This window comes from Thermus thalpophilus (genome assembly GCF_022760915.1).
In the GTDB taxonomy this organism is placed as follows: domain Bacteria; phylum Deinococcota; class Deinococci; order Deinococcales; family Thermaceae; genus Thermus; species Thermus thalpophilus.
In genome coordinates, this window is sequence record NZ_JAKTNS010000024.1 from 12,426 (window position 1) to 38,757 (window position 26,332).

The following is a 26,332-nucleotide window of genomic DNA, read 5'->3' on the forward strand; positions in this document are numbered from 1 at the left end:
GGATTTGGTGGCGCATACCCTTGACTTTTACAGACTCAATGGTATATCTTCCTGGGTAACCCCCGAGGCCGGGGGAGGGAGGGAAGATGCCAGGGGTTAGGGAGATCCAGCAGGACGAAGCGGTGGAAGCGGAAATCCGCTACCTCGAGGCCATGATCGCCCGCCTCGAGGCGGGGGAGGAAGACCCCGAGGACTTCCGGGTCTTTCGCCTTAAGAACGGGATCTATGGGATCCGGGGACGCCCCGAGCACCACATGATCCGCATCAAGCTCCCCGTGGGCCGCACCACCCCTGAAGGCCTAAGGGTGCTGGCGGAGGTGGCCGAGCGCTACGCGGAAAACCGCCTGGCCCACGTGACCACCCGCCAGGCGGTGCAGCTCCACCACGTGCACCGCCGGGACGTGCCCAAGGTGCTCCGGGCGGTGAACGCCGTGGGCCTCACCACCCGGGAGGCCTGCGGCCACTCCATCCGGGCCATCACCTGTTGCCCCTACGCCGGGGTCTCCCCGGAGGAGCCCTTTGACGTCACCCCCTACGCGGAGCGGGCGTACCGCTACTTCCTCCGCCACCCCGTGGGGCAGAACCTGCCCCGTAAGTTCAAGGTGGCCTTTGAAGGGTGCGCCACAGACCACGCCCGCACCCCCATCCACGACATCGGGGTGGTGGCGGCGGTGGAGGGGGGGAAGCGGGGCTTCCGCATCTACGTGGGCGGGGGGCTTGGGGCGGCCCCCATGAGCGCCGAGCTTTTGGAGCCCTTCACCCCCGAGGAGGACCTCCTCCCCACCATGCTCGCCATCATCCGCCTCTTTGACCGCTACGGGAACCGCAAGGTCCTCACCCAGGCCCGGCTCAAGTTCCTGGTGAAGAAGTGGGGCATCGCCGCCTTCCGGGAGGCGGTGCGGGAGGAACGGCGCCTGGTGAAGCTCACGGCCAGCGGGGCGGACCTCGAGGCCTGGGCCCCTCCCGAGGAAGCCCCGCCCCCTCGCCTCCCCAATCCTCCCCAAAAGCCCTTCTCCTTCGCCCCGGGCTTTGACGCTTGGCGGCGCACGAACCTCTTCCGGCAGAAGCAGGAAGGCTTCTACACCGTCACCGTCCGCCTACCCTTGGGGGACATCACCCCGGAGGGCCTTAGGGCCCTGGCGGAGATCGCGGAAACCTATGCTGGGGAGATCCGGAGCGCCATCAGCCAGAACCTCCTCCTCCGCTTCGTCCCGGAGGAGGCCTTAGGGGGGCTTTACGAGGCCCTTTTGCAGGCGGGCCTAGCCCACGCCGAGGCCCACACCGTCCTGGACATCACCCGCTGCCCTGGGGCCGACACCTGCAACCTGGCCATCACCCGCTCCCGGGGCCTAGCCCAAGCCCTGGGGGAAAGGCTGGAGGCCCTACCCCTGGCCCAGGACCCAGGGGTGAAGGCCATCAGCATCAAGATCTCCGGCTGCCCCAACTCCTGCGGCCAGCACCACATCGCCGACATCGGCTTCTACGGCTCCAGCCGCAAGGTGGAGGACCGCGAGGTGCCCCACTACGTCCTCCTCTTGGGCGGGCGCACCCGGGAGGGGGAGGCCCGCTTCGGCCAGGTGGTGGGCCGCATCCCCGCCCGCCGGGTCCCCGAGGCGGTGGAGCGGATCCTAAAGCGCTACGAGGCGGAGCGGCAGAATGGGGAGAGCTTCCAAGCCTACTTGGACCGCGTGGGGCCCGCCTCCTTCAAGGCCGTTCTCCAGGACCTTCAGGAGGTACCTCCCTACGCGGAGGCCCCGGAGTTCTACCAGGACCTGGGGGCGGAAGGGGAGGCGTTCAGCGTGCAGCTTGGGCGCGGGGAGTGCGCCGTATAGGGAGGTGGCCATGCGCATCGCCTACGCCGGCCTAAGGCGAAGGGAGGAGTTTAAAGCCCTGGCGGAGAAGCTCGGCTTCACGCCTTTGCTCCTCCCCGCCCAGAGCACGGAAAGGGTACCCGTGCCCGAGTACCAGGACCGCCTCCGGGAACTGAGCCAAGGGGTGAACCTCTTCCTCGCCACCACCGGGGTGGGGGTGCGGGACCTCCTGGAGGGGGGTAGGGCCCTGGGCCTGGACCTTAAGGCCCCCCTGGCCCAAGCCCACCGCCTGGCCCGGGGCGCCAAGGCGGCCCGGGTCCTGCGGGAGGAGGGGCTACCCCCCCACGCCACGGGGGACGGCACGAGCCCAAGCCTCATCCCCCTCCTCCCCCCAGGCCCCGGCAGGGCGGCGCTCCAGCTTTACGGCAAGCCCCTACCCCTTCTGGAAGCCGCCCTGGCGCAACGGGGGTATGCGGTCCTTCCCCTCATGCCCTACCGCCACCTGCCCAACCCCGAAGGCATCCGGGCCCTGGAGGCGGCCATCCGGGAAGGCACCGTGGAGGCGGTGGCCTTCGTGGCCGCCCTTCAGGTGGAGTTCCTCTTTGAAGGGGCGAAGGACCCCCAGGCCCTAAGGGAAGCCCTCAACACCCGGGTGAAGGCAGTGGCTGTAGGCCGCGTCACCGCGGACGCCCTAAGGGAGTGGGGGGTGAAGCCCTTTTACGTGGACGAAACGGAACGTTTAGGCAGCATGCTCCAGGGCTTCAAGAGGGCCCTTTTCCAGGAGGCGGTATGACCTACTTCCCCTTGATGCTAGACCTCCAAAACCGCCCCGTCCTCCTCATCGCCGGGGGCCCGGAAACCGGGGCCAAGCTCCAGGCCCTCCTCCAGGCCGGGGCCCGACTCACGGTCCTGGCAGAAGAGGACCTCTGGGGCCTTGCGGCCCTGGAACGGGAAGGGAGGATCCGCTGGCTCCGGCGGGGCTACCGGGAGGGGGACCTGGAGGGCTACTTCCTGGTGGTGAGCCACCCCAAGGACAAGGCCATCCACCCCCAGGTCAAGGCCGAAGCGGAGCGGCGCCGGGTCTTCCTCGTGGCCGTGGACGACCCGGAAAACGCCAGCGCCATCCTCCCCGCCGTCCTCCGCCGCGGGGAACTCCTGGTGGCCCTTTCCACCTCGGGGGCGGCCCCTGCCTTGGCCGTGCGCCTCAAGGAACGGCTCGGCCAACTTTTCCCGGAAGCCTATGGGGAGCTCGTGGTCTTTCTCCGCACCCTAAGGCCCAAAATCGCCCGGATCCCGAGCTTTGAGGAACGGAAACGGCTCTGGTACCGCATCGTGGACCAAGCCCTGGAAGCGTTGGACCTGGACCCCCAAGAAGGCCTGGCCAAGGCCATCGCCCAGGCCGAGAAGGCCCTAGCTGAGGAGGTGGCGGCGTGGACAAGGTGAGATCGGCCCAAACCCTGGTGGAGGAAACCCTGGCGCAAAGCCAAAACCCCTGCTTCACCTGCAGCTTCCAGGCGGAGGATGTGGCGGTGCTCCACCTCCTCCTAAAGGCCAAGCCCGACATCCCCGTGCTCTTCCTGGACACCGGCTACCACTTCCCCGAGGTCTACGCCTACCGGGACGCGTTGCAGAAGCGGTTGGGCTTCCGCCTGGTGAACCTCACCCCCACCCTTTCCCGGGAGGAGCAGGAAGACCGCTACGGGCGGCTTTACGAGACCGACCCCCACCGCTGCTGCCAGATCCGCAAGGTGGAGCCGCTCTTCCAAGCCCTGGAAGGGTACGATACCTGGTTCACGGGCCTTAGGCGGGAGCAATCCCCCACCCGGGCCCACCTCCAGCCCCTGGAGGAAGCCCTCCTTCCCTCGGGGCACCGGCTGAGGAAGGTTAACCCCCTCTACGACTGGACGCTCAAGGAGGTCTTCGCCTACCTGGCGGTCCAGGACCTCCCCTACCTGCCCCTCTACGACCAGGGCTACCTCTCCATCGGCTGCGCCCCCTGCACCGCAAAGCCCATGGACCCGAACGACCCCCGCTCCGGGCGCTGGGCGGGCAAGGGGAAGCTGGAGTGCGGCATTCACCTGCACGGGAAGGAGGGGTAGCATGGCCTTTCTCTTAGGCTTCCTCATCGCCTTCGCCATCGGGGTCACAGGGGTGGGCGCAGGGACGATCACCGCCCCCCTCCTCATCCTGGCCCTGGGGCTTCCCCCAGAGGTGGCGGTGGGCACGGCGCTCCTCTTCGGCTTCCTGGTCAAGGTCCCGGCGGGGGCGGTGTACCTCGCCCGCGGGCAGGTGGAACCCAAGGCGCTCGGGCTCCTTCTTCTGGGGGGCGTACCAGGGGTGCTCCTGGGAAGCCTCCTCCTCACCGGGCTCAAAGGGGCCAAGGACCTGGTCCTCCTCCTGGTGGGGCTCACCGTGGTAACCTCCGCGGCCTTGGGCATCTGGCGGAGCCTTCGCGGGCGTGTTCTGGGGCGGGAAAAGCCCGGACTCCTTCCCCCCGCAGCCTTTGGGATCGGCCTCGAGGTGGGCTTCTCCTCCGCCGGGGCCGGGGCCTTGGGCACCCTCCTCCTCCTCTACGCCACGCGGCTTTCCCCCCAGCAGGTGGTGGGCACGGACCTCCTCTTCGGCCTGGTCCTCGCCCTCCTAGGGGGCGGGGTGCACCTCCTCTTTGGCCAGGTGAACTTCGGCCTCCTCCTCGCCCTAGCCACCGGGGGCATCTTGGGCGCCACCTTTGGCGCCCTCTTCGCCACCCGCCTGCCCAGGGAACCCCTCCGGCTTGCCCTCCTCCTCTGGCTTCTTTTCATCGGGGGGCAACTCATCTACCGGGGGGTGGTCCATGGGTAAGGTCTACCTGGTGGGGGCGGGCCCCGGCGACCCCGAGCTCCTCACCCTCAAGGCCCACCGCCTCCTCCAGGAGGCTCCCGTGGTCCTCCACGACCGCCTGGTGGACGGGCGCATCCTAGACCTCATCCCCGGGAAGAAGGTCTACGTGGGCAAGGAGGAGGGGGAAAGCGAGAAGCAGGAGGCCATCCACCGCCTCCTCCTCCACTACGCCCGCCGCTATCCCTTCGTGGTGCGGCTCAAGAGCGGGGACCCCATGGTCTTCGGCCGGGGCGGGGAGGAGGCGCTTTTCCTCCTACGGCACGGCATCCCCGTGGAGGTGGTCCCCGGGGTGAGCAGCGTGCTCGGCACGGGCCTTCCCCTCACCCACCGGGGCCTGGCCCACGGCTTCGCCGCCGTCTCCGGGGTACTGGAGGGGGGCGGCCACCCCGACCTTAGACCCTTCGCCCAAGCTCCCACCCTGGCGGTGCTGATGGGGGTAAAAAGGCGGGTCTGGATCGCCCAGGAACTCCTGCGCCTAGGGCGGGACCCGGAAGAGCCCACCCTCTTCGTGGAGCGGGCAACCACGCCCAAAGAGCGCCGCATCCCCGCCCGCCTTGGTGAGGTGGCGCAGGGCAAGGTGGGGGTGGAAGCCCCCGCCCTCTGGATCCTGGGAGAGGTGGTGCGGGTCTTGGAGGAAGCCCCTCGGGAAACGGAAGTCCTTCTACGGAGGTAACCCATGGTGGAAACCCTTCCCACCCTTGCCATCGGCGAGGACGAGCGTTTGGACCTGGAGAACTTGGCCACGGGGGCCTTCGCCCCCGTCCGGGGCTTCATGACCCGGGAGGAGGCCCTAAGCGTGGCCAAGACCATGCACCTGCCCACGGGGGAGGTCTGGACCATCCCCATCCTCCTGCAGGCCCCGGAGAAACCCCGGGTGGGCCCTGGGGACACCGTGGCCCTCCTTTACCAAGGGGAGCGGGTGGCCCTCCTGCACGTGACGGACGCCTACGCCCTGGACCTCAGGCGCTTGGCCAAAGAGGTCTTCGGCACGGAGAGCGAGGCCCACCCCGGGGTGGCGCGGCTCTACGCCAAGGGGCCCTACGCCCTTGGGGGGAAGGTGGAGGTGCTTAAGCCCCGGGCCCGCGGCCCCCTGGAGAAGACCCCCGAGGAAGCGCGGGCCCACTTCCGGGAGCGGGGCTGGCGCACGGTGGTGGCCTTCCAGACCCGCAACGCCCCCCACCGGGCCCACGAGTACCTGGTCCGGCTGGGCCTGGAGCTGGCGGACGGGGTCCTGGTTCACCCCATCCTGGGGGCCAAGAAGGCGGACGATTTCCCCACGGAGGTGGTCCTCCGGGCCTATGAGCGCCTCCTCCGGGAGTTCCTCCCCCAGGACCGGGTGGTCCTCTTTGGCCTCGCCACCCCCATGCGCTACGCCGGGCCCAAGGAGGCGGTCTTCCACGCCCTGGTGCGCAAGAACTTCGGGGCCACCCACTTCCTGGTGGGCCGGGACCACGCCGGGGTGGGGGACTTTTACGATCCCTACGCCGCCCACCGCATCTTTGACCAGCTTCCCCCCTTGGGGATAGAGATCCTCCGGGTGGGAGCCGTCTTCCACTGCCCCCTCTGCGGCGGCATCGCCTCGGAGAGGACCTGCCCGGAGGCCCACCGGGAAAAGCGGCTTTCCATCAGCATGACCAAGGTGCGCGCCCTCCTCCGGGAAGGGAAAACCCCGCCCCCCGAGCTGGTGCGGCCCGAGCTCCTCCCTATCCTGCGGCAGGGGGTGTAGCGAGGGCCCTTTGCACCCGGGGTAGAACCTCGCCGCCCAAAAGCTCAATGGCCCGGAGCACCTTGGCATGGGGCAGGGTGCCCACGGAAAGCTGAAGGACGAACCTTTCGGGGCGGAAGAGTTCATACCAGTAGAGGGCCTTCTCCGCCACCCTAAGGGGGTCACCGATGAAGTCGGCCCCCTCGAGGCCCCGGGACCAGGCGAAGTAGCTGAGGTCCAAGGGCCGCCACCCCCGCTCCCGCCCGATCTTGTTCATCACCGCCAAGAAGGCGGGGGCGGCGAGGCGGAAGGCTTCAGCGTCGTCCTCGGCTAAAAAGCCATGGGCGGCCAGGGTGAGCCTCGGGGTGTGGCCGTGCTCCCGGGCCGTCTTCCGGTAAAGCTCCACGAAGGGGAGGAAGCGCTTCGGGGTCCCGGCGATGATGGCGAGGACCAAGGGGAGCCCGAGCCGTCCGGCGCGCACCGCGGACTCCAGGCTACCGCCGGCGGCCACCCAAACCGGCAAAGGGTTCTGCCTGGGCCTCGGGTAGACCCCGAGGCCGGGGATGGGCTTGGTGAAGCGCCCCCCAGGCCAGTAAACCTTCTCCTCTTCCCGGATTTTGAGGAGAAGGGCGAGCTTCTCCTCAAACAAGGCCTCGTAGTCCCGCAGGTCGTAGCCGAAAAGGGGGAAGGACTCCACGAACGAGCCCCGCCCCACCCAAAGCTCCGCCCGCCCCCCGGAGAGGAGGTCCAAGGTGGCGAACTGCTGGAAGACCCGGATGGGGTCGTCCGAAGAAAGGACCACCACGGCGCTCGCCAGCCGGATCCTCCGGGTGCGGGAAGCCATGGCAGCAAGGACCACCGCCGGGGCCGAGACCGCGTAGTCCTCCCGGTGGTGCTCCCCCACGGCGAAGAGGGCGAGGCCCGCTTGCTCGGCCAGCTCCGCCTCTTCCAAAAGTCGCTTTAGCCGTTCCTCCGCCGTGGGAGGACGGCCAAGCTCAGGGTCCAGGGTCCGTTCGCCAAAGGTGTAAAGGCCGAGCTCCATGCCCTGAGGATAAGCGGGCACTTTATTTGTAAAAGCACCTTGGGCCACCCTGGACCCTACACCCGCGCTCGGCGCCGGCTGGGCGCGGCCTCGGGTAAGGCCTCCACCCGCTTGGCCCTTTCCAGCTTGACCCCCTGCACCTCCGCCAGCCGGGGCAGGTCCTGGGGGCGGAGGTCCACGTGGAAGCCCTCCTCCCCATGGGCGATCTTCCCCACCTCGAGGCCCTTCTCCTTTAAAAGCGCCACCAGCCGGGGCAAGGTGAGCCTAGGCCCCGTGGCCTTAAAGGTGAGCCAGCCTTCTTCCCCCGTGAGGAGGCTCTTCTCCTTGGGCGCCCCGCCCAAGAGGAGGGCCATGAGGGCCGCCACCACCTCCACCCGCCCCTCGGCGAAGAGGCGTCCGGCGAAGTCCAGGTAGGGCTTAAAGTCCCGCTCCGGCACCCGGGCCAAGCGGGCCAGGAGGTGGTGCCACTTGGCCTCCAGGACCTCCTCGGGGGTGGGGGGGTTCACCCGCTTAAAGGTGCGCCCCACCGCCCGCTCCAGCTCGGAGAGCTCCCGCTTCTCCCGGGGGCTATAGAGGATCACCACCTCGCCCCCCCGCCCGGCCCGCCCGGTGCGGCCGGAGCGGTGCTGGTAGGTCTCCGCCTTGTCGGGCAGGCGGTGGTGGACCACCAGGTCCACCTCGGGGATGTCCAGGCCCCGGGCGGCCACGTCCGTGGCCACCAGGATCCGCACCTCCCCCTCGCGGAAGGCCCGCATCACCCGCTCCCGGTCCGTCTGGGAAAGGTCCCCGTGGATGGCCCGGGCCGGATGGCCCAAGCGGATTAGCCCCGTGGCCACCTCTTCCGTTTCCGCCTTGGTGCGGGTGAAGACGATGCCCCGCTTGGGCGCCTTCACGTAAAGGAGATCGGAAAGCAGGGCCAGGCGGTCGCTTGGGGCCAGGATGGCCTCCTCCTGGTAGGTGACCCCTTCCTCCCGCACCACGTTGATGACCACGGGGGCCTTCATGTAGCGCTCGGCGAGCCTCCGGGCCCAGGAGGGCAAGGTGGCGGAAAAGAGAAGGGTCTGCCGCTCCGCCGGGGTGGCGGAAAGGATGGCCTCCACCTCCTCCTCAAAGCCCATGGAGAGCATCTCGTCCGCCTCGTCCAAGACGGCGATCTGCACCTCGGAAAGGTCCAGGACCCCTTGCCTCAAGTAGTCCAGGGCCCGCCCCGGGGTAGCCACCACCACGTCCGCCCCCCGGGCGAGCTCCTCCTTCTGCTTGCCGTAGCCCGTGCCCCCGTAAACCGCCACCACCTTGAGGTGGGGGGCCACGGCGCCCACCTCCCCCGCCACCTGGAGGGCCAGCTCCCGGGTGGGGGTGAGGATGAGGGCCCTCGGCTTCCTCCCCCGCACCGGGCTCGGCTCCAGGGCCTGGGCGATGGGCAGGGCGAAGGCCAGGGTCTTGCCGGTGCCCGTGCGGGCCTGGCCGATGAGGTCCTTGCCTTCCAGGGCCAAGGGCAACGCCGCCGCCTGGATGGGGGTCGGGGCGGTGATGCCCCGCCGGGCCAAGGCTTCCTTGATCGCTTCCTTCAGGGGAAAGTCTTTGAACTCCATTCTCGCTCGCTTCCCGGGCCCCACCCGCGCCCGAAAAGGAGAGGGGTAAAGCCCGTAAACTTTTTAAGTCTAGTGAACTAGAGCACGAAAGTCAAGGGAATGACCTCCACCTCCGCCCCCGCTTGGGCGTCCTGGTCCGGGGGAAGGACCACCAGGGCGTTGCCGAAGGCCATGGAGCGGAGGACGCCGCTGCTTTGGTTGCCCGTGGTGCGCACCACGAGCCCCTCCTCAAAGGCGAGCACTCCCCGGCGGAAGACCTTCTTCCCCTTGGCCCCCTTGAAGGGGGTGAGGGCCTTGGCCTTAAGGGGGCGGTAAGGGGGGTCGGTGCGCTCCTGGAGGCGGAAGAGGAAGGGCCTCCCATAGAGGAAGAAGGTGACCATGCTGGACACGGGGTTGCCCGGGAGGCCCAAAACGGGAAGCTCCCCAAGCCGGGCCAGGAGCAAGGGCCCTCCAGGCTGTTGCTTGACCTTCCAGAAGACCACCTCGCCCCTTTCCTCCAAGACCCGCCGCACCACGTCGTACGCCCCCATGGAAACCCCCCCCGAGGTGAGGAGGAGGTCCAAAGGCCCCGCCCTCTCCAGCCGGGCCAGGACCTCCTCGGGGCGGTCCGGCACCTTGCCCAGGAGGACGGGCTCGCCCCCCGCCTCGAGGACCAACCCCAGCAGGCTGTAGGCGTTGGAGTTGTACACCCCGCCGAAGGGCAACGCCTCCCCCGGCTCCACCACCTCGTCCCCCGTGGAAAGGATCCCCACCCGGGGCCGGCGGAAGACCTTCAGGCGGGGATAGCCCATGGCCGCCGCCAGGCCGAGCCTCCCCGGGGTGAGGAGGTCGCCCCGCCTCAGGTAGACCTCCCCCCGCCTCAGGTCATCCCCCTTGGGCCTTATGTCCTTGGGGCTCGCCGGGGCGAAGAGGAGAACATACTCCCCTTCCCGCCTCGTATCCTCCACCCGAACAACGGCGTTGGCCCCTTGGGGGATGGGGGCCCCCGTGTAGACGGCCACCGCCTCCTTCTCCCCGATCCTTCCCGCAAAAGGCCTTCCCGCCGGGGCTTCACCAATAACCCTCAAGCGCACAGGGGTTTCCGGGGAAGCCCCGAGGGTATCCTCCTCCCGACAGGCGTAGCCGTCTATGGCGGTGTCGTCCTGGTCCGGGTGGTCCACCAAGGAGGCCAGGTCCTCAGCCAGGACCCGACCGTAGGCCTCCCATAAGGGGAGTTCCTCCACCCCCAACTCCCCTTTCGCCTCCGCCAAAACCAGCGCTAAGGCTTCCTCCACGCTGAGGTTCGTGCGCACGGGTCCAGTCTAGCGCACCCCGGCCCGCAGGCGCCCAAAGGCCCAGGGCCAAAGGAGGATGCCCAGGGTGTAAAGGGCCAAGGTGGCCCCGAAGAGGTAGTGGAAGGCGCCAAGCCCCATGGCGGCCTGGAGCTTGCCGGAAAGGGCGCTTCCTAGGGCAAAGAGGAGGCTCCAAAGGGCCGACTCCACCAAGAAGAAGCCCGGCCGTTCCTCCTCGGGCAAGTAGTCCATCACCAAGGCGGCGTAGACGGGTCCGGCGGCGTTCATCAGGGCCCCCCGCACCAAGAGGGCCACGGTGACCACGGGAAGCCAGGGGGCCCAGGCCAAAAGCGCCAAGAAGGGAAGGGAAAGGGCCTGGACCAGGACGATGGCCTTAAGCTTCCCCACCCTCCCGACCAAAAGGGGCTGGAGGAGCATGGCCCCGCCCGTGGCCAAGGAGGAGAGGGCGAAGACGAGGCCCGTGGCCCCATAGGTGAGCCCGAACTTCTCCTTCAGGTAAAGGTTCACAAAGGGGATGACGAGCCCCGCCCCGAAGCCGATGACCACCTGGGGCACGAGGAGGCGAAGCCACACCCCCAACCGCCCCTCCAGCCGTGGGGTCTTCCCCTCCCCTTCCGGCAAGCCCAGCGCCAAGGGCACCGCCAGGAGGAAAAAGGGCAGGGCGAAGAGGAGAACGTGCCTGGCCCCCACCCACTCGGAGAGGAAGCCAGCGAGCAAGGTGGAGAAAAAGCCGCTCGCCGTGGTGAGGGCCGCCTGCAGGCTGAAAAGGGCCACCCGCCTTTCCGGGGGCACGAGCCGCGCCATGAGGGGGGCCGCCGCCCCCTGCAAGAGCGCCCCCGCCAGGCCGTACCCCCCGAGGGCGGGAAAGACCCAAAGGCCAAGCCCGAGGAGGACACCGCTCCCCGCCGCCAGGAAAAAGGCCAAGTAGAGGCTTTTCAGGTAGCCCAGGCGGGGGATGAGGTAGGTGAGGGGGAGGGAGGACACCACCCCCACGAGGAGGAGAAAGGCCTGGGCGTAGCCGATGTGGGCCCGGGTGTAGCCCAGGGCCTCGAGGTGAAAGTTGAGAAAAAAATAAACCAGGTTGGCCCCGAAGGACCAGAGGAAACTTGCCAGCACTAAGCGATATGGGGGGGAGATCCCCTTCACCGAAAACCTCCTTGGCCTAAGCCTCCCGGCTTGGGCAAAAGGGGGCGAGGACGCAGGCCCCGCAACGGGGCCTCCTCGCCGTGCAGACGTAGCGGCCGTGGAGCACCAGGGCGTGGTGGACGAAGACCCAGTCCCCCTTGGGGAAAAGCCTCTCCAAATCGGCTCCAATCTTCTCCGGTCGCTTGGCCTCCGTGAGGCAAAGCCTCCGGCTTAGGCGGGCCACGTGGGTGTCCACGGCGATGCCGGGGATGCCGAAGGCCGCCCCCAACACCACCGTGGCCGTCTTCCAGCCCACCCCGGGAAGCCGCATGAGGGCCTCCTTGTCCTTGGGCACCTCTCCCCCATACTCCGCCACAAGCCGCCTCGCCAAGGCCACCAGGTTCTTGGCCTTGGTCTTGTAGAGCCCGATGCGCCTTATGTAGGGCTCCACCTCCTCCGGGGTGACGGCCGCCAGGGCCCTGGCGTCGGGAAAGCGGGCGAAGAGGGCCGGGGTGGCCTCGTTCACGCTTTTGTCCGTGGCCTGGGCGGAAAGGACCGTGGCCACGAGGAGTTGGAACGGGCTACCATGCTTAAGCTCCGTCCGGGCACCGGGATAGGCCTCCTTGAGGGCCTTCAGGATCTTTAAGGCCCTCGCCCTTTTTGCCTTTTGCCCTTCCCTCGGACAACCCACGTCCCCCACTCTACAATGAGAGCGTGGAAAGGCCCAAAATCGGGCTCATCGTGCGCGAGCCTTACGCCAGCCTCATCGTGGACGGCAAGAAGACCTGGGAAATCCGCAAGCGCTACGCCCGCCACCGGGGGCCCCTGGGCATCGTCACGGGAGGGAAGCTCATCGGCCAGGCGGACCTGGTGGGCGTGGAAGGCCCCTTTAGCGTGGAGGAACTCCTGCCCCACTTCGCCAAGCACCAGGCGGAGGAAGCCTTCCTCCGGGCCTACGCCGAAGACGCTCCCCTGTACGCCTGGGTCCTGGAGAACGCCTTCCGCTACGAGAAGCCCCTCTGGGTTCCCCGGCGCCAGGGACGGGTCATGTTCGTGGACCTGTCCGAGGTGCCGTGGTGAGCCCCCCGTAGCCCACAAAGACCAGAAGGTCGGGGTCCAAGGCGGCGATGACCTCGGGGCGGTGGGTGGCGGCCACCAGGGTGACGCCCGCTTCCCGGCAAAGCTTCCCCAGGCCCAGGGCCACCCGGCGAGCGGTGGGCACGTCCAGGTGGGCGGCGAACTCGTCTATGAGCAGAAGGTCGGGCCTCTCGGCCAAGAGGAGGGCGAGGCGGAAGCGCTCCCTCTGGCCCGTGGAAAGCTCCTTGGGCCGCGCCCGGTAGAGCACGGCGTCGGAAAGCCCCACGCGGTTCAGGACCTCAATGGCCGCCCCCACGTCCCCGAGCTTCCGGTAGACCGCCTCGAGGACCGCCCCCTCCCCCAGCGCCACCTCCCGCTCCCCGGGGATATAGGCCACGCGCTTGCCCGGGGGAAGGACCACCCGGCCCAGGTCCGGGGGCTCGCCCAGAAGGAGGCGGAGCAGGGTGGTCTTCCCCGCCCCGCTCGCCCCCGCCAGGACCACCAGGCTTCCTGGGGGGATCTCCAAATCCGCGCCCCTCAGCACCGCCCGCTCCACCACCCGCGCCTTCACCCCGAAGGCGGCCAAGGCCTCCCGCACCTCTTGGGGAAGACCCTCGAGGTCTAAGTGGCTCCGGTAAGCCTTGTGGACCCCTTGAAGGCTTATGGGCCCCTTTAGCCCCTCCACCCGCCCAAACCGGGGCCGGAAAAGCCGCCCCCCGTGGGCCCTGGCCAGGGGGTCTTCCCGGAGGAAGCGCTCCAGATAGGCCTTGGCTTCCCCGGTCAAGGGGTAGAAGAGGACGGGCCGCCCCGAGGCGGTGTCAAAGAGGTAGCGGAAGCCCACCTTTTCAAAGAAGGGGTGGTAGCGGGCCATCTGGGCGATGGTGTAGACGAGGTGCTTCTCCCGCCTTGCCTCGGGGGCACCCCGCTCCTCGGCCCACGCCAAGGCCATCCTCACCAGAAGCCCCCCAAAGCCCTCCGAACGGTAGTCGGGGTGGACCACCACCCGGGCGATGCGGGCGGCGGCGGTCTTGACCCGGTCCAAGGCCGCTTCCCAGTCGCTACCCCCCTCGTAGGTGGGGTGGAACCAGTCCTTGGGGAAAATCCTTTCCCGGATGTCCCGCTCCACCCCTTCGGGGGTCTTGCGGTGCATGCGGGGGATGGGCGGGTCTAGGCGCAGGTAGCCCAGGATCTTGGGTTCAAAGGGGAGGCGCTCCAAGAGCTCCAGCACTAGAAAGCGGCTCGCCGGGGTGGAGCCCCGGATCTCCTTAAGCCGCACCTCCCCCCCGCAGTCGCAGACGGGCTTGGTGTTGGCGAGAAGGGTCTTCTGGCACCGGGTGCAGACCCAAAGGGCCACCACCTCCTTCTCCGAGGCGTAGTGGAACTGCTCCAGCTCGGCGATGGCCTCAAAATCCCCCTCGTAGGTGGCCTCCCGCACGCGCAGGCGGTACCGGTAGGCCTCCTGGCCCAAGGGGCTCTCCCGCACGTGTTCTAGCTCCCGGCTAAAGGGAGGCCAGAGGGGGAAGACCCCCTCCAGGGCGTACTCGTCAAAGTCTAAAAGGGGCTTCTTGAAGGCGGTGGCGAGGCGCACCCGGTCCCCGGGCCGAAGCCACTTGGCCACATCCCCTGACATGCGGAGGAGAACGCCCCCCTCCAGGAGCACCTCCCCGTACCAACGCCAGTAGATCCTGCGCCCAAGGACCCGCATCTCAGTACGCCTTGGCGAACACCACCCGCTTGCCGTAGGCCGCGGGCCTTCCGCAGCGCACGCAAACCCCCGCTTCCGCCTCCCCGTCAAAGGGCACGCAGCGGGTGGTGGCGGTGGTTTCCTCTTGAATGAGCTTCTCGCAAGCCTTGTCCCCGCAGTGGAAGGCCAGGGCGAACCCCTCCTGCACCGCCTCCTTAAACGCCTCGTAGGTATCCACCTTGCGGGTGTGGGCCTCGCGGAAGGCCAAGGCCCTTTGGTAGAGGGCCTCATGGAACTCGTCCAGCTTCTTGGGCAGAAGGGCGGGGAGGGCCTTTAGGCCCACCCGCTCCTTCCCCCCCAAGCGGCTTGCCAACACCACCTCGCCCGCCTCGAGGTCCTTGGGCCCAAGCTCCACCCGGTAGGGCACCCCCTTGAGCTCCCACTCGTGGAACTTGAAGCCCGGGGTGTACTGGTCCCGGTCGTCCAGGTGGACCCGCACCCCCGCCTCCCAGAGGCGGCGCTTGAGGCCGTAGGCGGCCTCCAAGACCCTCTCCCGGCTCTCCTCCCGGTAGATGGGGACGATCACCGCCTGGATGGGGGCGAGGCGGGGAGGGAGGATGAGCCCTTGGTCGTCCCCGTGGGTCATGATGATGGCCCCGATGAAGCGCCAGGAAAGCCCCCAGCTCGTGGTGTGCACGTACTTTACCTGCAGGTCCTTGTCCTGGAACTTGATGTCAAAGGCCCGGGCGAAGTTCTCCCCCAGGTAGTGGCTCGTGCCCGACTGCAGGGCCTTGCCGTCTTTCATCATGGCCTCAATCGTGGTGGTGTAGACGGCCCCAGCGAACTTTTCCTTTTCCGTCTTAAAGCCCTCTATGACGGGAATGGCGGCGTACTCCCGGGCCAGCTTGGCGTAAATGCCCAGCATCCTGCGCACCTCCTCCTCCGCCTCCTCCCGGGTGGCGTGGGCGGTGTGCCCCTCCTGCCACAAAAACTCGCTGGTGCGCAGGAAAGGCCGGGTGCGAAGCTCCCAGCGCACCACGTTCCCCCACTGGTTTAGGAGTTGGGGCAGGTCCCGGTAGCTCTTGATCCACTTGGACCACATGTAGCCGATGACCGTTTCCGAGGTGGGGCGCACCGCCAAGGGCTCCTCCAGCTCCTCCCCCCCGGCGTGGGTCACCACGGCGAGCTCCGGGGAAAACCCCTCCACGTGCTCCGCCTCCTTCTTGAGGAAGCTCATGGGGATGAAGAGGGGAAAGTAGGCGTTTTGGTGGCCCGTTTCCTTGAACATGCGGTCCAGGGCCTGCTGGATGTTCTCCCAGATGGCGTAGCCGTAGGGGCGGACCACGATGGTGCCCCGCACCGGCCCGTAGTCGGCGAGCTCCGCTTTCTGGATGACCTCGAGGTACCACTCGCTGAAGTCTTGGCTCTGAGGGGTTAGGCCCTTCTCCTTCGCCATACCCGCCCATCATACCCAGCGCCGCCGAACACGTTGTGGTATACTGACCCCGTTTCATTGCGGAGGTGGTTTATGCGGAAAGGTATTTACGGCTTGCTCGGCATTTTGGCGCTCCTGTTTGCCGCCTGCACAGGACAGACCCCAAGCGCCCAGACGCTTTCCGTACAAATGGTCCCGGGTAAACCCAACCCCGAACGCTACTTGGTGGTGTTTCGCTCCGAAACCCTTCCCCCGGGCGCCAAGGGGCTGGCGGAAAGCGCGGGGGCTAAAGTGCTGAAAGAACTCGGCCCCATCGGCGCCCTGACCGTCTTGGCTGATGGGGAAACCGCGGCCCGCCTGGCCAAGCGCCCGGAAATCCTGGCCGTGGGCAAGGAGCACCTCTACCGCCTGCCCGAACGGGTCATGGTGCCGGAGGAAACGTACGGCGCCCCCACGGCGGCGGATAGCCTCTACCGGTACCAGTGGGATATCCGGCGCATCGGCGCCCCCAAGGTGTGGGAGCGGGTGCCCCTCTCGGTCCAGGCCCGGGCCACCGTGGCCGTGCTGGACACGGGGGTCATGGACAACCACCCCGACCTCGCCACCCAGATCGTGGACTTCCAGGCCACCAACTATTGCCGGGAAACCGGGGGACCTAACAACACCCCAAGCTACCCCAAGTACACCCTCTGGATTGACTTTGACCACCTGGACCCCAATAACCTCTGCACCCCTGCCCCCTCGGTCCTTTACGAAGCCCACGGCACCCACGTCTCCGGAACCGTGGCCGCCGCCTTTGGCGGGGGCCGGGTGGTAGGGGTGGCCCCCGGCGTGCGCCTTGCCGCCTACAAGGTCTTTGACCGCTACCACTACACGGACCCCGAAACTGGGGAAGAGTACGACGATGTGGGCGCTTGGGATGGTCCCATCTTTGAAGCTATCCTGGACGCCGCCAGCAGAGGGTACTCCGTCATCAACATGAGCCTGGGCGGCATCCTGTACACCCAGAACCGCGACGACGTGGCGGCCATGGTGGCCTGGGACCGGGTGATGAAGTACGCCAACCGCATGGGAACCCTCATCGTGGCCTCCGCGGGGAACAGCGCCCAAAACGCCAACGGCCCCGTAGTCCACATCCCTTCCGACCTTCCCACGGTGGTTTCCGTTTCCGCCACCGGCACCGCCACCCCCTTCTGGCAACTGCCCTACCCCACGAGCCAAACCCTCAACGCCGAACCCGGGCAAGACATCCTCGCCTTCTACTCCAACTACGGGGCGGCGGTGGACCTCTCCGCCCCGGGTGGGGACTGCGGCCTGGACGAAAATGGCCAAAGCTGGTGCGCTCGGCCACGGGCCGAACGGCCTGCCGGCTACCGGTACCACCTCATCCTTTCCACGATCATCGTAGACGAAAACACGCCCGCTTACGCCTGGTACGCAGGGACCTCTATGGCGAGCCCCCACGTGGCCGCGGTGGCCGCCTTGGTGCGGGCCCTGCACCCCGAGTGGGGCCCGGGGGAGGTGCGGGCCCACCTGAAGGCCACCGCCGAGAACATCGGTAGCCGCCAGCTCTTCGGCCACGGGCTGGTGAACGCCGACCAGGCCGTGCGCTAAGGCGTTTGACCACGACCCCCCGCCCAAGGGCGGGGGTTTTACAATGGCCCTATGGACCTTTTCCCCGTCCTCAAGGAGCTTCACCAACCTGGCGGAAAAATCCTCCTGGTGGTCCTAGACGGCGTGGGAGGCCTTCCCCTGGAGCCGGGGGGTGCCACGGAGCTGGAGGCCGCTAAAACCCCGAACCTGGACCGCCTGGCCGCGGAAAGCGCCTTGGGCCTCCTCACCCCCGTCCACCCGGGCCTCGCCCCGGGCTCGGGCCCCGGGCACCTGGCCCTTTTCGGGTACGATCCCTTCCGCTACGTGGTGGGCCGGGGGGCCTTAAGCGCCTTGGGCCTGGGGGCGGACTTCCGGGAAGGGGACGTGGCCCTTAGGGGCAACTTCGCCACCCTGGACGCCCAGGGGAAGGTGGTGGACCGCCGGGCGGGAAGGCCCTCCACGGAGGAAAACCGAAGGGTCATCGCCAAGCTAAAGGAGGCCATCCCCCACATAGAGGACGTGGAAGTCCACTTCTATACGGAAAGCGAGCACCGCTTTCTGGTGATCCTCCGGGGAGAAGGCCTTTCGGACGGGATCACGGACACAGACCCCCAAAAAGCGGGCCTTCCCCCCTTGGCGGCCAAGCCCCTGGACGAGGCCTCCGCCAAGACCGCCCGCCTTGTCAACCTCCTCTCCGAGCGCATCCGGGAGGTGCTAAGGGACGAGCCCCGGCTCAACGGGGCCCTTTTCCGGGGCGCCTCCAAGAAGCCCCGGTTTCCCAGTTTCCAGGAGGTGTACGGCCTAAAGGCCGCCGCCATCGCCAGCTACCCCATGTACAAGGGGCTCGCCGCCCTGGTGGGCATGGAGGTCCTCCCCGTGGAGGGGGAAGGGGACGCCCACGAAGGGAAGCTAAAGGCCCTAAAGGAGAACTGGGAGCGGTACGAGTTCTTCTACCTCCACTTCAAAAAGACGGACGCCAAAGGGGAGGACGGGGACTTCTGGGGCAAGGTACGGGAGATTGAGCGCTTTGACGCCCTCCTGCCCGAGCTCCTGGCCCTGAAGCCCGAGGTCCTCGCCCTCACCGGGGACCACTCCACCCCCGCCCTCCTCAAGGCCCACTCCTGGCACCCCGTGCCCCTCCTCCTCAAAGCCCCTTATCTGCGGCGGGACGAGGCCCGGCGCTTCACGGAGGCGGAGGCCTTGAAGGGGAGCCTAGGGCACCTGCGGGGGGTGGAGCTCATGCCCCTCCTCCTGGCCCACGCCGGCCGGCTCTTGAAGTATGGGGCCTAAAATGGAAGGGTGATCCGGCACCGTTTGGGCCTCGAGGAGTTCCAAGCCCCTCTGGAAAAGGCCCCGGAAGGGGCGCGGCTAAAGCTTCTGGACGGCAAGGTGTGCGAGATGGCCCCCATGGGCAGCGAACACGCCGGCCTGGTCACCCACCTGGCCAAACGCCTAGAGCTCTAGGGGGACTGGACGCTGGTCCATGTGCAAAACCCTCTCCTCCTCTCCCCCACCTCCTTGCCCCAACCCGACCTGGCCCTCCTCCGTCCCCGGGAGGACTCCTACCGAACCCGCCTCCTTATGGGTGGCGCCCCTTTTGGGCGGCCCACCCTTCCCCCTTGACCCGCCTAGAGGTACCCCGCCCGCCTAAGCTCCTCCTGGACCGCCTCCAGAACCATCTCGTAGGCCCGGTCCAGATCCACCCCCTTAAGCGTGGCCCCGGCGGCGGGCACGTGCCCGCCGCCCCCCAACTTCAGGGCGATGTTCTGGGCGGAAACCCCGCCCCGGGAGCGGATGGACACCTTCACCCCCTCCTCCCGCTTGCGCAGGAAAACGCTAACCACGCTCCCCTCCACGTAGCGGATGAGGCCCACGAAGTCGTCGGAGTCCTCCTCCTCCCGCTTGGCCTCCTCGGGAAGGTGGGCGGTGACGAGAAGCCCCCCAAAGTGGAAGGCCACGGTGGAGAGAACCTGGCCCATGAGGCGGAAGTAGGAGGGAGGGCGGAACTGGAGGCGGTCGGTGAGCTCGGCCAGCTTTACCCCGTAGCCCACCAGCTCCGCCGCCACCTTGAGCACCTCGGGGGTGGTGTTGGCAAAGCGGAAGTTGCCGGTGTCCGTGAGGATGCCGGTGAGCACGGGAGTGGCGATCTCCGCCGTCCAGGCCACCCCCAGGAGGTCAATGAGGTCCTTGACCATCTGGGCCGTGGCCGCCTTGGAGGGGTCCACCACGGGGAGGTGGCCGAAGCGGGGGTTAGTGCCGTGGTGGTCAATGTTGATGACGAAGCCCTCCACCGGAACCCCCACCACCCTCGAGGGCTCGGCGCTGTCCAAGGCCACCAGGGTGGCCCCGGGGGGAAGCTTGTCCACGGGGTCGGAGTACTCCTCCTCCTTGGGGAGGAAGCGGAGGAAGCGGGGGGGCTCGGCCACCCAGCGGGCGTCCTTGCCCAGGGCCTTGAGGGCCCTATAGAGCCCCAAGGAGCTCCCGATGGCGTCCCCATCGGGGTCCACGTGGGTGGCGATGTAGATGGGGCCCTCCACCGCCCTCAGGACCTCGGCCACGAGCCGCATCTTTTCCCAGTACTTGGGGTCAGGGGCGTTCCCGTCCACGAAGCCCATCCTACAGGTTCCACCCCCCCGCCACCTCGAGGACCTGCCCCGTGAGGTAGGGCTCCCGCACGAAGAAGAGCACCGCCCGGGCCACCTCCTCCAGGAGGGCGAGCCGCCCCATGGGAATCTCCTGAAGGGGCTTGGAAATGGAGTTCTCCGCCACCCCGGGGGCCACCACGTTGGCGGTGATCCCCGCCTGGGCGAAGCGCTTGGCGATGGCCTTGGTGTAAAGGACCACCCCCATCTTGGCGATGGCGTAGGGGGTGACGTGGGGCCTTGCGATGGGGTTGGTGGCCCCGGCGTAGCCGAGGTTCACGATGCGCCCATACCCCTGCGCCACCATGAGGGGGAGGACCTTCTGGGTGAGGAGGAAGGTGGCGGTGAGGTTGGTGTCCATAATCCAGCGCCACTCCTCGAGGCTCACCTCCTCAATGGGCTTGTAGAGGTAATCCCCCACGTTGTTCACCAAGACCCCAATCCCCCCCAGGTGGTAGCGCACCTCCTCCACCAGGCCCGCCACCTCCTCCTCCCGGGTGAGGTCCGCCCGCACCTTGATGGCCTTCACCCCCAGGGCCTCCGCCTCGGCCCGGGTGGCCTCGGCCAGGCCCTCGGAGGTGCGGTAGTGCACGGCCACGTTAAACCCCTCCTTGGCCAAGGCCAGGAGGATGGCCCGGCCAATCCCCTTGGCGCTTCCCGTGACCAGGGCTACCCGCATGGGCCCTCCAGGTACCGCAATAGGAGCTTCCGGGTGAAGGTGTTGAGGGGGTAGGTGAGGGCGGCCTCCGGGGGAAGCCAGGCCCACTCCAGGATCTCCTCATTGGGCCGCACCGCCCCCTCCCCCTTGGCGAAGTAGTTAAAGAGGAGCATGTGGGTGGGCTTGTGGAACTCCGGGCTAAAGAGGGCCTCCTGCACCAGGGCGAAGCGGATTTCCAAAAGCTCCAGCCCCACCTCCTCCCGCAATTCCCGCCTCAGGGCATCCTCCAGGCCCTCACCCCACTCCACCTTTCCCCCCGGCACCCCCCAAAGCCCCCGCCACTTGGCGGTGCGCACCAAGAGCACCTTGCCCCCCTGCTCCACTAGGGCCCCCACCGTGGGGATGGGATACTGCGGACGATCCTCCATACGTACCCAAGGCCAAGATACAGGGCCTGGAGGAGGACAAAGGTGAGGTAGGCCCCAGGCTGGTGGAAGAGGAGAAAGACCCCGAGGAAGAAAAGCTGGGTGCTAAGCCCCAGGTTCACCACACCCGCCAAAGCCCCCTCGTCCCAAAAGCGCAAGGGGTCCAGGCCCAAGCGCCTCTTTAGGAAAAGCTCCAAGGCCCGGATGGCGCGGTCTTGGGGGAGGAAAAGGAGGGCGTAAAGGCCCCGGAGGAGGCGGAGAAGGGGCGTTTCGGGGTCCTGGGGCTCCTCGGGGAGGGGAAGCCCCCGCGCCTCCCGGTAAAGCCGCTCCAGGTTGAAGTCAAAGGACTGCACCAGGGTGAAGACCAAGAAGGCCAGGAGGGCCTTCTCCCCCTCCCCCGTGCGCAGGGCCAGGGCCACAAAAAGGGCGAGGTTGCCCAGGAAGTCCATCTCCGTGTCCAAATAGCGGCCCAAGGCGCTCACCTCCCCCCTGAGCCGGGCGAGCTGCCCGTCGGCGTTGTCCAACACGGTCTTGAGCTGAAGAAGGAGCGCCGCCCAAAGGTCCTCGCCCCGGTAAAGGAGCCAAGCGGCGAGGAGGGCCAGGCCCGTGTGGAAGAGGACCAGGTGGGGAGGGCGCACGGGGGTGGGGAGGAGGAGGCGCACCAGGAGGTGGGCCAGGGGGCGGAAGAGGAGAACGCTCAGGAACTCCTGCACCGGCCTGGCCTTGGCCCCCGGCACCATGGCTAGTCCTTCAGGTGGGCCAAGACCCAGGCCACCACCTCGTCCAGGGTCATGCCCGAGGTGTCCAGGACGAGGGCGTCGGGGGCGGGGGCGCTTTGGGCCTTGTCCCTCTCGTCCCGCACGAGGAGGTCCCGAAGCACGGCCTCGTAGTCGCTTGGCCGCTCCTTGGCCCGCCGCCTGGCCCGAACCTCGGGGCTTGCCGTGAGGTAGAACTTGTGGGGGGCCTCGGGGAAGACGGCGGTGCCCATGTCCCGCCCCTCGGCCACGAAGGGCGGGGGCACCTCCTTGAGCCGTTCGTTCACCCAAGCCCGCACCCCCGGGTGTCGGGCCACCTCCGAGACCACCCGGTCCACCTCGAGGGTGTGGAGGAAGGGGGTGAGGTCCTCACCATCCGCCAGGACCCGGTTTTCCCGCCCCGGAACCAGGCGCACCCGCTGGGCCTCAAGAAGCCGCAGGAGCCCGGCCTCGTCCTTGGGGTCCACCCCCGCCCGCAGGGCAAGAAGGGCCGCCGCCCGGTAGAGGAGGCCGCTGGAGAGGTAGGGCACCCCCAGGGCCTCCGCCACCCGCTTCGCCACGGAGCTTTTCCCCGAGGCGGAAGGCCCGTCTAGGGTCACGATCCCCCGCATAGCCCAAGGAGGTCCCGGAAAAAGCCGGGGTAGGAGATCTCCGCCCAGCCGGGCTCCCACACCCTAACCCCCACGGGGAGGCTCGCCACGGCGAAGGCCATGGCGATGCGGTGGTCGTGGAAGGGCTCCACCTCCCCCGGGCGCACCCCGCCCCCCCGGATCCTGAGCCAGTCCGGGCCCTCTTCCACCTCCACCCCCAAGGCCCTCAGGTTGTGGGCGATGGCGGCCACCCGGTCCGACTCCTTCACCCGGAGCTCGGAAAGGTTGGGGATGAAGGTCTCCCCTTCCGCCCAGGCGGCGGCGGCGGCCAGGATGGGCACCTCGTCCACCATGAGGGGGATGAGGGCGGGGTCCACGGAAACCCCCTTTAGGGGGCTATACCGGGCCCGGATGTAGCCCACGGGCTCCCCCGCCTCCCCTTCCAGGACCCGCCACTCCAGGTCCGCCCCCATGGAGGCAAGGACCTGCAAAAGCCCGGTGCGGGTGGGGTTCAACCCCACCCCCTCCACCACCACCTCTGAGCCCGGGGTGATGAGGGCCGCCACCAGGAAGAAGGCGGCGGAGGAGAAGTCCCCCGGCACCACCAGGTCCCGGGCGGGGAAGGGGTCCGCCCGGCGCGTCCGGATCCGGTTCCCCTCCACCCCAAGGGGCAGGCCGAAGTGGCGGAAAAGCCTTTCCGTGTGGTCCCGGGTGGGCACGGGCTCCTCCACCTCCGTGACGCCCTCGGCGAAGAGGCCGGCGAGGAGGAGGGCGCTTTTCACCTGGGCGCTGGGCACGGGAAGGGTGTAGCGGATGCCCCGCAACGACGCCCCCCGCACCGCCAAGGGCGCCCTTTTCCCCCCTTCCCGCCCGTCCACCTGGGCCCCCATGGCCCTTAGGGGCTCCACCACCCGGCCCATGGGGCGGCGGCGCAGGGAGTGATCCCCGGTCAGAACGGCGAAAAGCCCCTCCTGCCCCGCGAGGATGCCCAGGATGAGGCGCATGAGGGTCCCGGCGTTGCCGCAGTCCAAGACGTCCCCGGGCTCCTTCAGGCGAAGGCCCTGGCCCCGCACCCGGAAGTGGGGGCCCTCCTCGGCGATCTCCGCCCCCAAGGCCCCAAGGACCCGGGCGGTGGAGAGGGTGTCCCCGGCCTTGAGGGGGTAAAGGAGCCTTCCCTCCCCCTCCGCCAGGGCGAGGAGCATGAGGCCCCGGTGGGTCACGGACTTGTCCCCGGGCACCCTTAGGGCCCCCCGCAAGGGGCCCGAGGGCTTCAGGTCCAGGTGGGCGCGGTCCATGCCCCCTAGTCTTGGGCGGGAAGGGGCCTTCGGTCAAGGGCGAGGCTTGGAAGAAGGGGAGGGGCTTTCTAAAATAGGGGGCAAGCATGGCCCTTGCCTGGCAAAGCCCGGTTTATCTGGAACGAGGCCGCCTTTTGGACCGCCTTCCCGAGGAGGTGGGCTTCGCCGTCCACCTGCAGGCCCCGGCGGGCTTCGGCAAGAGCGTCTTGGCCGGGCAACTGGCGGCAAGGCTAGGGATGCGCACCCTCTGGGGGAGCGCCCTCCTCGGGGAGCCCCGGGCCCTTTTGGCCCGGGGCCTGGGCCTGCCGGAAGAGGCGCCTTGGGGCGTGGTCCTGGAAGGCCTGAAGGCCGAGCCCACCCTGGTGGTCCTGGAGGACCTCACCGGGGAGGAGGCCCTCTCCCCCCTCCTCCGCACCCTCCCCTGCCTCCTGGTCCTGGCGAGCCGCAAACCCCTCCCCTACCCCGAGCTCCCCAAGCTCCTGGCGGAGGGAAGGTTGGTGCGCCTAGGCCCCGAGGACCTGGCCTTTACCCTCGAGGAGGCCCGGGCCCTCTTCGGGGGGCGGGAAGGCTTTGAAGAGGCCCACCGGGCCACGGGGGGGTGGCCCTTGCCCCTCTTCCTCTCCGCCCTCACGGGCCGGCCCCCGGAGGCGGAAGCCCTCCTCCAGGGCCTAAGGGAAAGCCTGAGCGAGGATGAGTTTAGGGAGGGGCTTCTCCTTGCCGCCCTTCCCTTCCTCCCCCAAGCCCACGCCACCCCCGCCACGGAAAACCTCTTCCAAAAAGGCCTCCTGCGCCTCACCCCCGAGGGCTTCCGCCTCCACGACCTCATGCGGGAGATGGCCCTACGAAGCCTCCTCCTCGAGGTGCAAAAGGCGGTGCGGGAGGCGGAAGGGAGGCTTCCCCCAGAGCTTTTGGCCGAGGCCTACTTCGCCTCTGGCCTCAGGGAAGACCTCCTCGCCCTCCTGGAAAGGCCCATCCAGATATCCACCCCGGCGGAGCGCCTCCTCGCCTGGGAAGCGCTCTTGCGCACGGGGGGGCCCAGGGCCAAGCTGCGCCTGGGGGAGGCACTTTTGCAGTGCGGCAGGAAGGAGGGCGTTTCTCTTTTGGAGGGCCTCTTGCACGAGGAACCTCGGGTCGCCCTTACTGCCCTAGGGCACCTGGCCTACTACCTGGCCGAGCCCATGCTGGGGCAGGACCTGCCCCGGGCCCGGGCCTACCTGGAGCGGGGCCTCGCCCTTCTGGACCGGGTGCCGGGGGAGCTTGCGGGGCGCTTCCTCAACGACGCGGCCCGGGTGCCCTACGAGGAGGGAAAGCCCTTGGAGGCCATGGGGCTTTTGGAGGAGGCCCTAAGGCGCCTTCCCCCGGAAAGCCCCTACCGCGCCGCCCCCCTCACCAACCTGGCCCTTTTGCGCTTTGAGCTCCACGGGGATCTCCTGGGGCGGATCACCGCCCTCGAGGAGCTCGGGCTTTCCCCTAGCTACACCCACGCCAATCTCCCTGGCCACCTGCGGGACCTGGGGCGGCTTTACCTCCTCCTCGGGGAAAGGGACAAGGCCAAGGCGTACCTGAAGCGGGCCCAAGAGGCCCCCGGGAACCCCTTGGCCGCCCTCGAGGCCGCCATGCTCCTCGCCCACCTGGAAGGGGACGAAGGAGCCCTCGCCCGCCTCCTGGCCCAAGCGGAGCTCTGGGAAAACCCTTACCTGGTGGCTCGGGGCAGGGCGCTTTTGGCGGAGCTTCGGGGAGACCCAAGCCTGGTGGAGGGCCTAGAGGGCTTCCTCCCCCGGCTCACCCTGGCCCTCCTCAAGCGGGACGCAAGCCTCCTCCCCCCCTACCCCGAGGAGCGGGAGGAAAGGCTCTACTGGCACGCCGCCCGCTACCGCCTTTTGGGGGAGGGGAAGGACCTGGACGCCCTCCTAAACCTCACCCAGGTGGGGGCCCGCATCCTCCCCGGCCTCCTCCCCCTCTCCCTCCTCCCCCGCAACCGCCCCGAGCTCGCCCAGGCCTACCCCCTGGAGGAGGTCCTGCGCCTGGGCCCCCGGGAAGCCGTCCTCCTCCGCCACGGGGAAATCCCCCCCTTGCGGGCGGAGGTCCTGGGGAGGTTCCGCCTGGAGGGTCCCTTGGGCCCCGTGGCCCTCAAGGGCAAGGCCAAGGAGGTCTTCGCCCTCCTCCTCCTGGGCCTCCCTCGGGAGGAGGTGGCCTTCGCCCTCTGGCCCGACCTCTCCGAAGAGGCCGCCCTCAATAACCTCTACGTCTGGCTCGCCCGGCTCCGGAAGGTCCTGGAACCCTGGGGGGTCCCCACCTACCTCCTGGAGGAGGGCCTTGCCCGGGTGGAGGCGGACCTCTTCGCCCTGGAAAGGGCCCTGGCGGAAGGGAAAGCCGAGGAGGCGCTACGGCTTTACCAAGAGCCCCTCTTCCCCGGCCTGGACCACCCCCTTCTGGACCGCAGACGGGAGGAGGTCTTCCACCGGGTGCGGGCCCTTTTCCTGCAAAAGGGCGAGCCCCTTTACCTGGAGCGCCTCTTGGAGCTAGACCCCCTGGACGAGGAAGCTCTTACCCTCCTGGTGGAAACCTGCCTGAAGAGGGGACAAAGGGCCCGGGCCCTGCGTTTTTTGGAAGGATACCGCAAGCGGCTTTGGCAAGAGCTTGGGGAAAAGCCTTCCCCCAGGCTCCAGGCCCTTCTTAGAGGCTGTCGTAAAAGTCCTCCACGGCCAGCTACGCGGCCCTAGCCAGCCGC

The 26,332-nt window shown here is 68.3% G+C and carries 25 protein-coding genes; 12 read left to right on the plus strand and 13 right to left on the minus strand.

Annotated features, from left to right (window positions below):
* Positions 1-86: 86 nt before the first annotated feature.
* Genes L0D17_RS08975 through sat form a run of 7 tightly spaced genes read left to right on the plus strand, consistent with a single transcriptional unit; the run spans position 87 to position 6,417 of the window.
* Positions 87-1,832: a nitrite/sulfite reductase gene (locus L0D17_RS08975; protein WP_243094844.1), complete on the plus strand. Its 1,746-nt coding sequence runs from the start codon at positions 87-89 to the stop codon at positions 1,830-1,832.
* A gap of 10 nt (positions 1,833-1,842) precedes the next feature.
* Entirely contained in the window at positions 1,843-2,604 is a 762-nt protein-coding gene (locus L0D17_RS08980; RefSeq protein WP_243094845.1) for a uroporphyrinogen-III synthase, read from the plus strand.
* Complete coding sequence (locus L0D17_RS08985) at positions 2,601-3,254, plus strand: precorrin-2 dehydrogenase/sirohydrochlorin ferrochelatase family protein (protein ID WP_243094846.1); 654 nt, start codon at positions 2,601-2,603, stop codon at positions 3,252-3,254. Before L0D17_RS08980 ends, L0D17_RS08985 begins: the two co-directional genes overlap by 4 nt.
* Positions 3,242-3,910: a phosphoadenylyl-sulfate reductase gene (locus L0D17_RS08990; protein ID WP_243094847.1), complete on the plus strand. Its 669-nt coding sequence runs from the start codon at positions 3,242-3,244 to the stop codon at positions 3,908-3,910. Before L0D17_RS08985 ends, L0D17_RS08990 begins: the two co-directional genes overlap by 13 nt.
* A gap of 1 nt (position 3,911) precedes the next feature.
* Positions 3,912-4,652 (plus strand): sulfite exporter TauE/SafE family protein, encoded by a 741-nt coding sequence (locus L0D17_RS08995; RefSeq protein ID WP_243094848.1) that lies wholly within the window; start codon positions 3,912-3,914, stop codon positions 4,650-4,652.
* The gene (gene cobA / locus L0D17_RS09000; RefSeq protein WP_243094849.1) at positions 4,645-5,364 is read left to right on the plus strand and encodes a uroporphyrinogen-III C-methyltransferase; all 720 of its coding nucleotides are present in this window, start codon (positions 4,645-4,647) and stop codon (positions 5,362-5,364) included. Before L0D17_RS08995 ends, cobA begins: the two co-directional genes overlap by 8 nt.
* A 3-nt stretch (positions 5,365-5,367) precedes the next feature.
* Entirely contained in the window at positions 5,368-6,417 is a 1,050-nt protein-coding gene (gene sat, locus L0D17_RS09005; protein WP_243094850.1) for a sulfate adenylyltransferase, read from the plus strand.
* On the opposite strand, the gene L0D17_RS09010 is transcribed toward sat, so the two are convergent.
* From L0D17_RS09010 to nth, 5 genes are all read right to left on the minus strand, one after another.
* Positions 6,395-7,438 (minus strand): LLM class flavin-dependent oxidoreductase, encoded by a 1,044-nt coding sequence (locus L0D17_RS09010; protein WP_054391796.1) that lies wholly within the window; start codon positions 7,436-7,438, stop codon positions 6,395-6,397. The two genes, sat and L0D17_RS09010, sit on opposite strands and share 23 nt — an antisense overlap.
* A gap of 56 nt (positions 7,439-7,494) precedes the next feature.
* Entirely contained in the window at positions 7,495-9,030 is a 1,536-nt protein-coding gene (locus L0D17_RS09015; RefSeq protein WP_243094851.1) for a DEAD/DEAH box helicase, read from the minus strand.
* Between the two features lie 77 nt (positions 9,031-9,107).
* The gene (locus L0D17_RS09020) at positions 9,108-10,322 is read right to left on the minus strand and encodes a molybdopterin molybdotransferase MoeA (RefSeq protein ID WP_243094852.1); all 1,215 of its coding nucleotides are present in this window, start codon (positions 10,320-10,322) and stop codon (positions 9,108-9,110) included.
* 9 nt (positions 10,323-10,331) lie between these two features.
* On the minus strand, positions 10,332-11,435 hold the full coding sequence (locus L0D17_RS09025) for an MFS transporter (protein WP_279231689.1): 1,104 nt from the start codon (positions 11,433-11,435) through the stop codon (positions 10,332-10,334).
* Positions 11,436-11,484: 49 nt separating this feature from the next.
* On the minus strand, positions 11,485-12,147 hold the full coding sequence (nth, locus tag L0D17_RS09030) for an endonuclease III (RefSeq protein ID WP_243094854.1): 663 nt from the start codon (positions 12,145-12,147) through the stop codon (positions 11,485-11,487).
* A gap of 14 nt (positions 12,148-12,161) precedes the next feature.
* On the opposite strand from nth, the gene L0D17_RS09035 reads away from it, so the two are divergent.
* Positions 12,162-12,527, plus strand: a complete 366-nt coding sequence (locus tag L0D17_RS09035; RefSeq protein WP_243094855.1) for an ASCH domain-containing protein — start codon at positions 12,162-12,164, stop codon at positions 12,525-12,527.
* Here the strand turns inward: L0D17_RS09035 and L0D17_RS09040 are convergent.
* Both L0D17_RS09040 and proS read right to left on the minus strand, forming a co-directional pair.
* A complete protein-coding gene (locus L0D17_RS09040; protein ID WP_243094856.1) occupies positions 12,493-14,229 on the minus strand; it encodes a GNAT family N-acetyltransferase in 1,737 nt (578 codons plus the stop codon). The genes L0D17_RS09035 and L0D17_RS09040 overlap by 35 nt on opposite strands.
* Before the next feature lies 1 nt (position 14,230).
* Positions 14,231-15,664 carry a proline--tRNA ligase gene (gene proS, locus L0D17_RS09045; protein ID WP_039456586.1) on the minus strand — a complete coding sequence of 478 codons (1,434 nt, stop codon included), beginning with the start codon at positions 15,662-15,664 and terminating at the stop codon, positions 14,231-14,233.
* Positions 15,665-15,736: 72 nt separating this feature from the next.
* Here proS and L0D17_RS09050 point away from each other — a divergent pair, with 72 nt between their 5' ends.
* Genes L0D17_RS09050 through L0D17_RS09060 form a run of 3 tightly spaced genes read left to right on the plus strand, consistent with a single transcriptional unit; the run spans position 15,737 to position 18,700 of the window.
* The gene (locus L0D17_RS09050) at positions 15,737-17,257 is read left to right on the plus strand and encodes a S8 family peptidase (RefSeq protein ID WP_243094857.1); all 1,521 of its coding nucleotides are present in this window, start codon (positions 15,737-15,739) and stop codon (positions 17,255-17,257) included.
* Between the two features lie 51 nt (positions 17,258-17,308).
* A complete protein-coding gene (locus L0D17_RS09055) occupies positions 17,309-18,526 on the plus strand; it encodes a 2,3-bisphosphoglycerate-independent phosphoglycerate mutase (RefSeq protein ID WP_243094858.1) in 1,218 nt (405 codons plus the stop codon).
* A 9-nt stretch (positions 18,527-18,535) separates the two neighbouring features.
* Complete coding sequence (locus tag L0D17_RS09060) at positions 18,536-18,700, plus strand: Uma2 family endonuclease (RefSeq protein ID WP_243094859.1); 165 nt, start codon at positions 18,536-18,538, stop codon at positions 18,698-18,700.
* 164 nt (positions 18,701-18,864) lie between these two features.
* Here the strand turns inward: L0D17_RS09060 and L0D17_RS09065 are convergent, their stop codons facing one another.
* From L0D17_RS09065 to aroA, 6 genes are read right to left on the minus strand one after another with little or no spacing between them, the layout of a single operon-like run.
* Positions 18,865-19,842 (minus strand): DHH family phosphoesterase, encoded by a 978-nt coding sequence (locus L0D17_RS09065; RefSeq protein ID WP_126165596.1) that lies wholly within the window; start codon positions 19,840-19,842, stop codon positions 18,865-18,867.
* A gap of 10 nt (positions 19,843-19,852) precedes the next feature.
* Entirely contained in the window at positions 19,853-20,557 is a 705-nt protein-coding gene (gene tmpR / locus L0D17_RS09070; protein ID WP_126165594.1) for a bifunctional dihydropteridine reductase/dihydrofolate reductase TmpR, read from the minus strand.
* Positions 20,548-20,964, minus strand: a complete 417-nt coding sequence (locus L0D17_RS09075) for an NUDIX domain-containing protein (RefSeq protein ID WP_039456574.1) — start codon at positions 20,962-20,964, stop codon at positions 20,548-20,550. The genes tmpR and L0D17_RS09075 overlap by 10 nt, the downstream gene beginning before the upstream one ends.
* The gene (locus tag L0D17_RS09080; RefSeq protein WP_126212273.1) at positions 20,919-21,701 is read right to left on the minus strand and encodes a CDP-alcohol phosphatidyltransferase family protein; all 783 of its coding nucleotides are present in this window, start codon (positions 21,699-21,701) and stop codon (positions 20,919-20,921) included. The genes L0D17_RS09075 and L0D17_RS09080 overlap by 46 nt, the downstream gene beginning before the upstream one ends.
* A gap of 2 nt (positions 21,702-21,703) precedes the next feature.
* On the minus strand, positions 21,704-22,327 hold the full coding sequence (gene cmk, locus L0D17_RS09085; protein WP_243094860.1) for a (d)CMP kinase: 624 nt from the start codon (positions 22,325-22,327) through the stop codon (positions 21,704-21,706).
* Positions 22,312-23,601, minus strand: coding sequence for a 3-phosphoshikimate 1-carboxyvinyltransferase (gene aroA / locus L0D17_RS09090; protein ID WP_243094861.1), 1,290 nt, complete (start codon positions 23,599-23,601; stop codon positions 22,312-22,314). Before aroA ends, cmk begins: the two co-directional genes overlap by 16 nt.
* 86 nt (positions 23,602-23,687) lie before the next feature.
* Here aroA and L0D17_RS09095 point away from each other — a divergent pair, with 86 nt between their 5' ends.
* Complete coding sequence (locus tag L0D17_RS09095) at positions 23,688-26,324, plus strand: AfsR/SARP family transcriptional regulator (protein WP_243094862.1); 2,637 nt, start codon at positions 23,688-23,690, stop codon at positions 26,322-26,324.
* Positions 26,325-26,332 lie beyond the last annotated feature (8 nt).

Excerpts from the sequence above, each read along its gene's own strand:
- L0D17_RS08975 (WP_243094844.1), top strand. The coding sequence starts at position 87 with ATGCCAGGGGTTAGGGAGATCCAGCAGGACGAAGCGGTGGAAGCGGAA.
- L0D17_RS08980 (WP_243094845.1), top strand. The coding sequence starts at position 1,843 with ATGCGCATCGCCTACGCCGGCCTAAGGCGAAGGGAGGAGTTTAAAGCC.
- L0D17_RS08985 (WP_243094846.1), top strand. The coding sequence starts at position 2,601 with ATGACCTACTTCCCCTTGATGCTAGACCTCCAAAACCGCCCCGTCCTC.
- L0D17_RS08995 (WP_243094848.1), top strand. The coding sequence starts at position 3,912 with ATGGCCTTTCTCTTAGGCTTCCTCATCGCCTTCGCCATCGGGGTCACA.
- cobA (WP_243094849.1), top strand. The coding sequence starts at position 4,645 with ATGGGTAAGGTCTACCTGGTGGGGGCGGGCCCCGGCGACCCCGAGCTC.
- sat (WP_243094850.1), top strand. The coding sequence starts at position 5,368 with ATGGTGGAAACCCTTCCCACCCTTGCCATCGGCGAGGACGAGCGTTTG.
- L0D17_RS09010 (WP_054391796.1), bottom strand. The coding sequence starts at position 7,438 with ATGGAGCTCGGCCTTTACACCTTTGGCGAACGGACCCTGGACCCTGAG.
- L0D17_RS09015 (WP_243094851.1), bottom strand. The coding sequence starts at position 9,030 with ATGGAGTTCAAAGACTTTCCCCTGAAGGAAGCGATCAAGGAAGCCTTG.
- L0D17_RS09040 (WP_243094856.1), bottom strand. The coding sequence starts at position 14,229 with ATGCGGGTCCTTGGGCGCAGGATCTACTGGCGTTGGTACGGGGAGGTG.
- proS (WP_039456586.1), bottom strand. The coding sequence starts at position 15,664 with ATGGCGAAGGAGAAGGGCCTAACCCCTCAGAGCCAAGACTTCAGCGAG.
- L0D17_RS09050 (WP_243094857.1), top strand. The coding sequence starts at position 15,737 with ATGCGGAAAGGTATTTACGGCTTGCTCGGCATTTTGGCGCTCCTGTTT.
- L0D17_RS09055 (WP_243094858.1), top strand. The coding sequence starts at position 17,309 with ATGGACCTTTTCCCCGTCCTCAAGGAGCTTCACCAACCTGGCGGAAAA.
- tmpR (WP_126165594.1), bottom strand. The coding sequence starts at position 20,557 with ATGCGGGTAGCCCTGGTCACGGGAAGCGCCAAGGGGATTGGCCGGGCC.
- L0D17_RS09075 (WP_039456574.1), bottom strand. The coding sequence starts at position 20,964 with ATGGAGGATCGTCCGCAGTATCCCATCCCCACGGTGGGGGCCCTAGTG.
- L0D17_RS09080 (WP_126212273.1), bottom strand. The coding sequence starts at position 21,701 with ATGGTGCCGGGGGCCAAGGCCAGGCCGGTGCAGGAGTTCCTGAGCGTT.
- cmk (WP_243094860.1), bottom strand. The coding sequence starts at position 22,327 with ATGCGGGGGATCGTGACCCTAGACGGGCCTTCCGCCTCGGGGAAAAGC.
- aroA (WP_243094861.1), bottom strand. The coding sequence starts at position 23,601 with ATGGACCGCGCCCACCTGGACCTGAAGCCCTCGGGCCCCTTGCGGGGG.
- L0D17_RS09095 (WP_243094862.1), top strand. The coding sequence starts at position 23,688 with ATGGCCCTTGCCTGGCAAAGCCCGGTTTATCTGGAACGAGGCCGCCTT.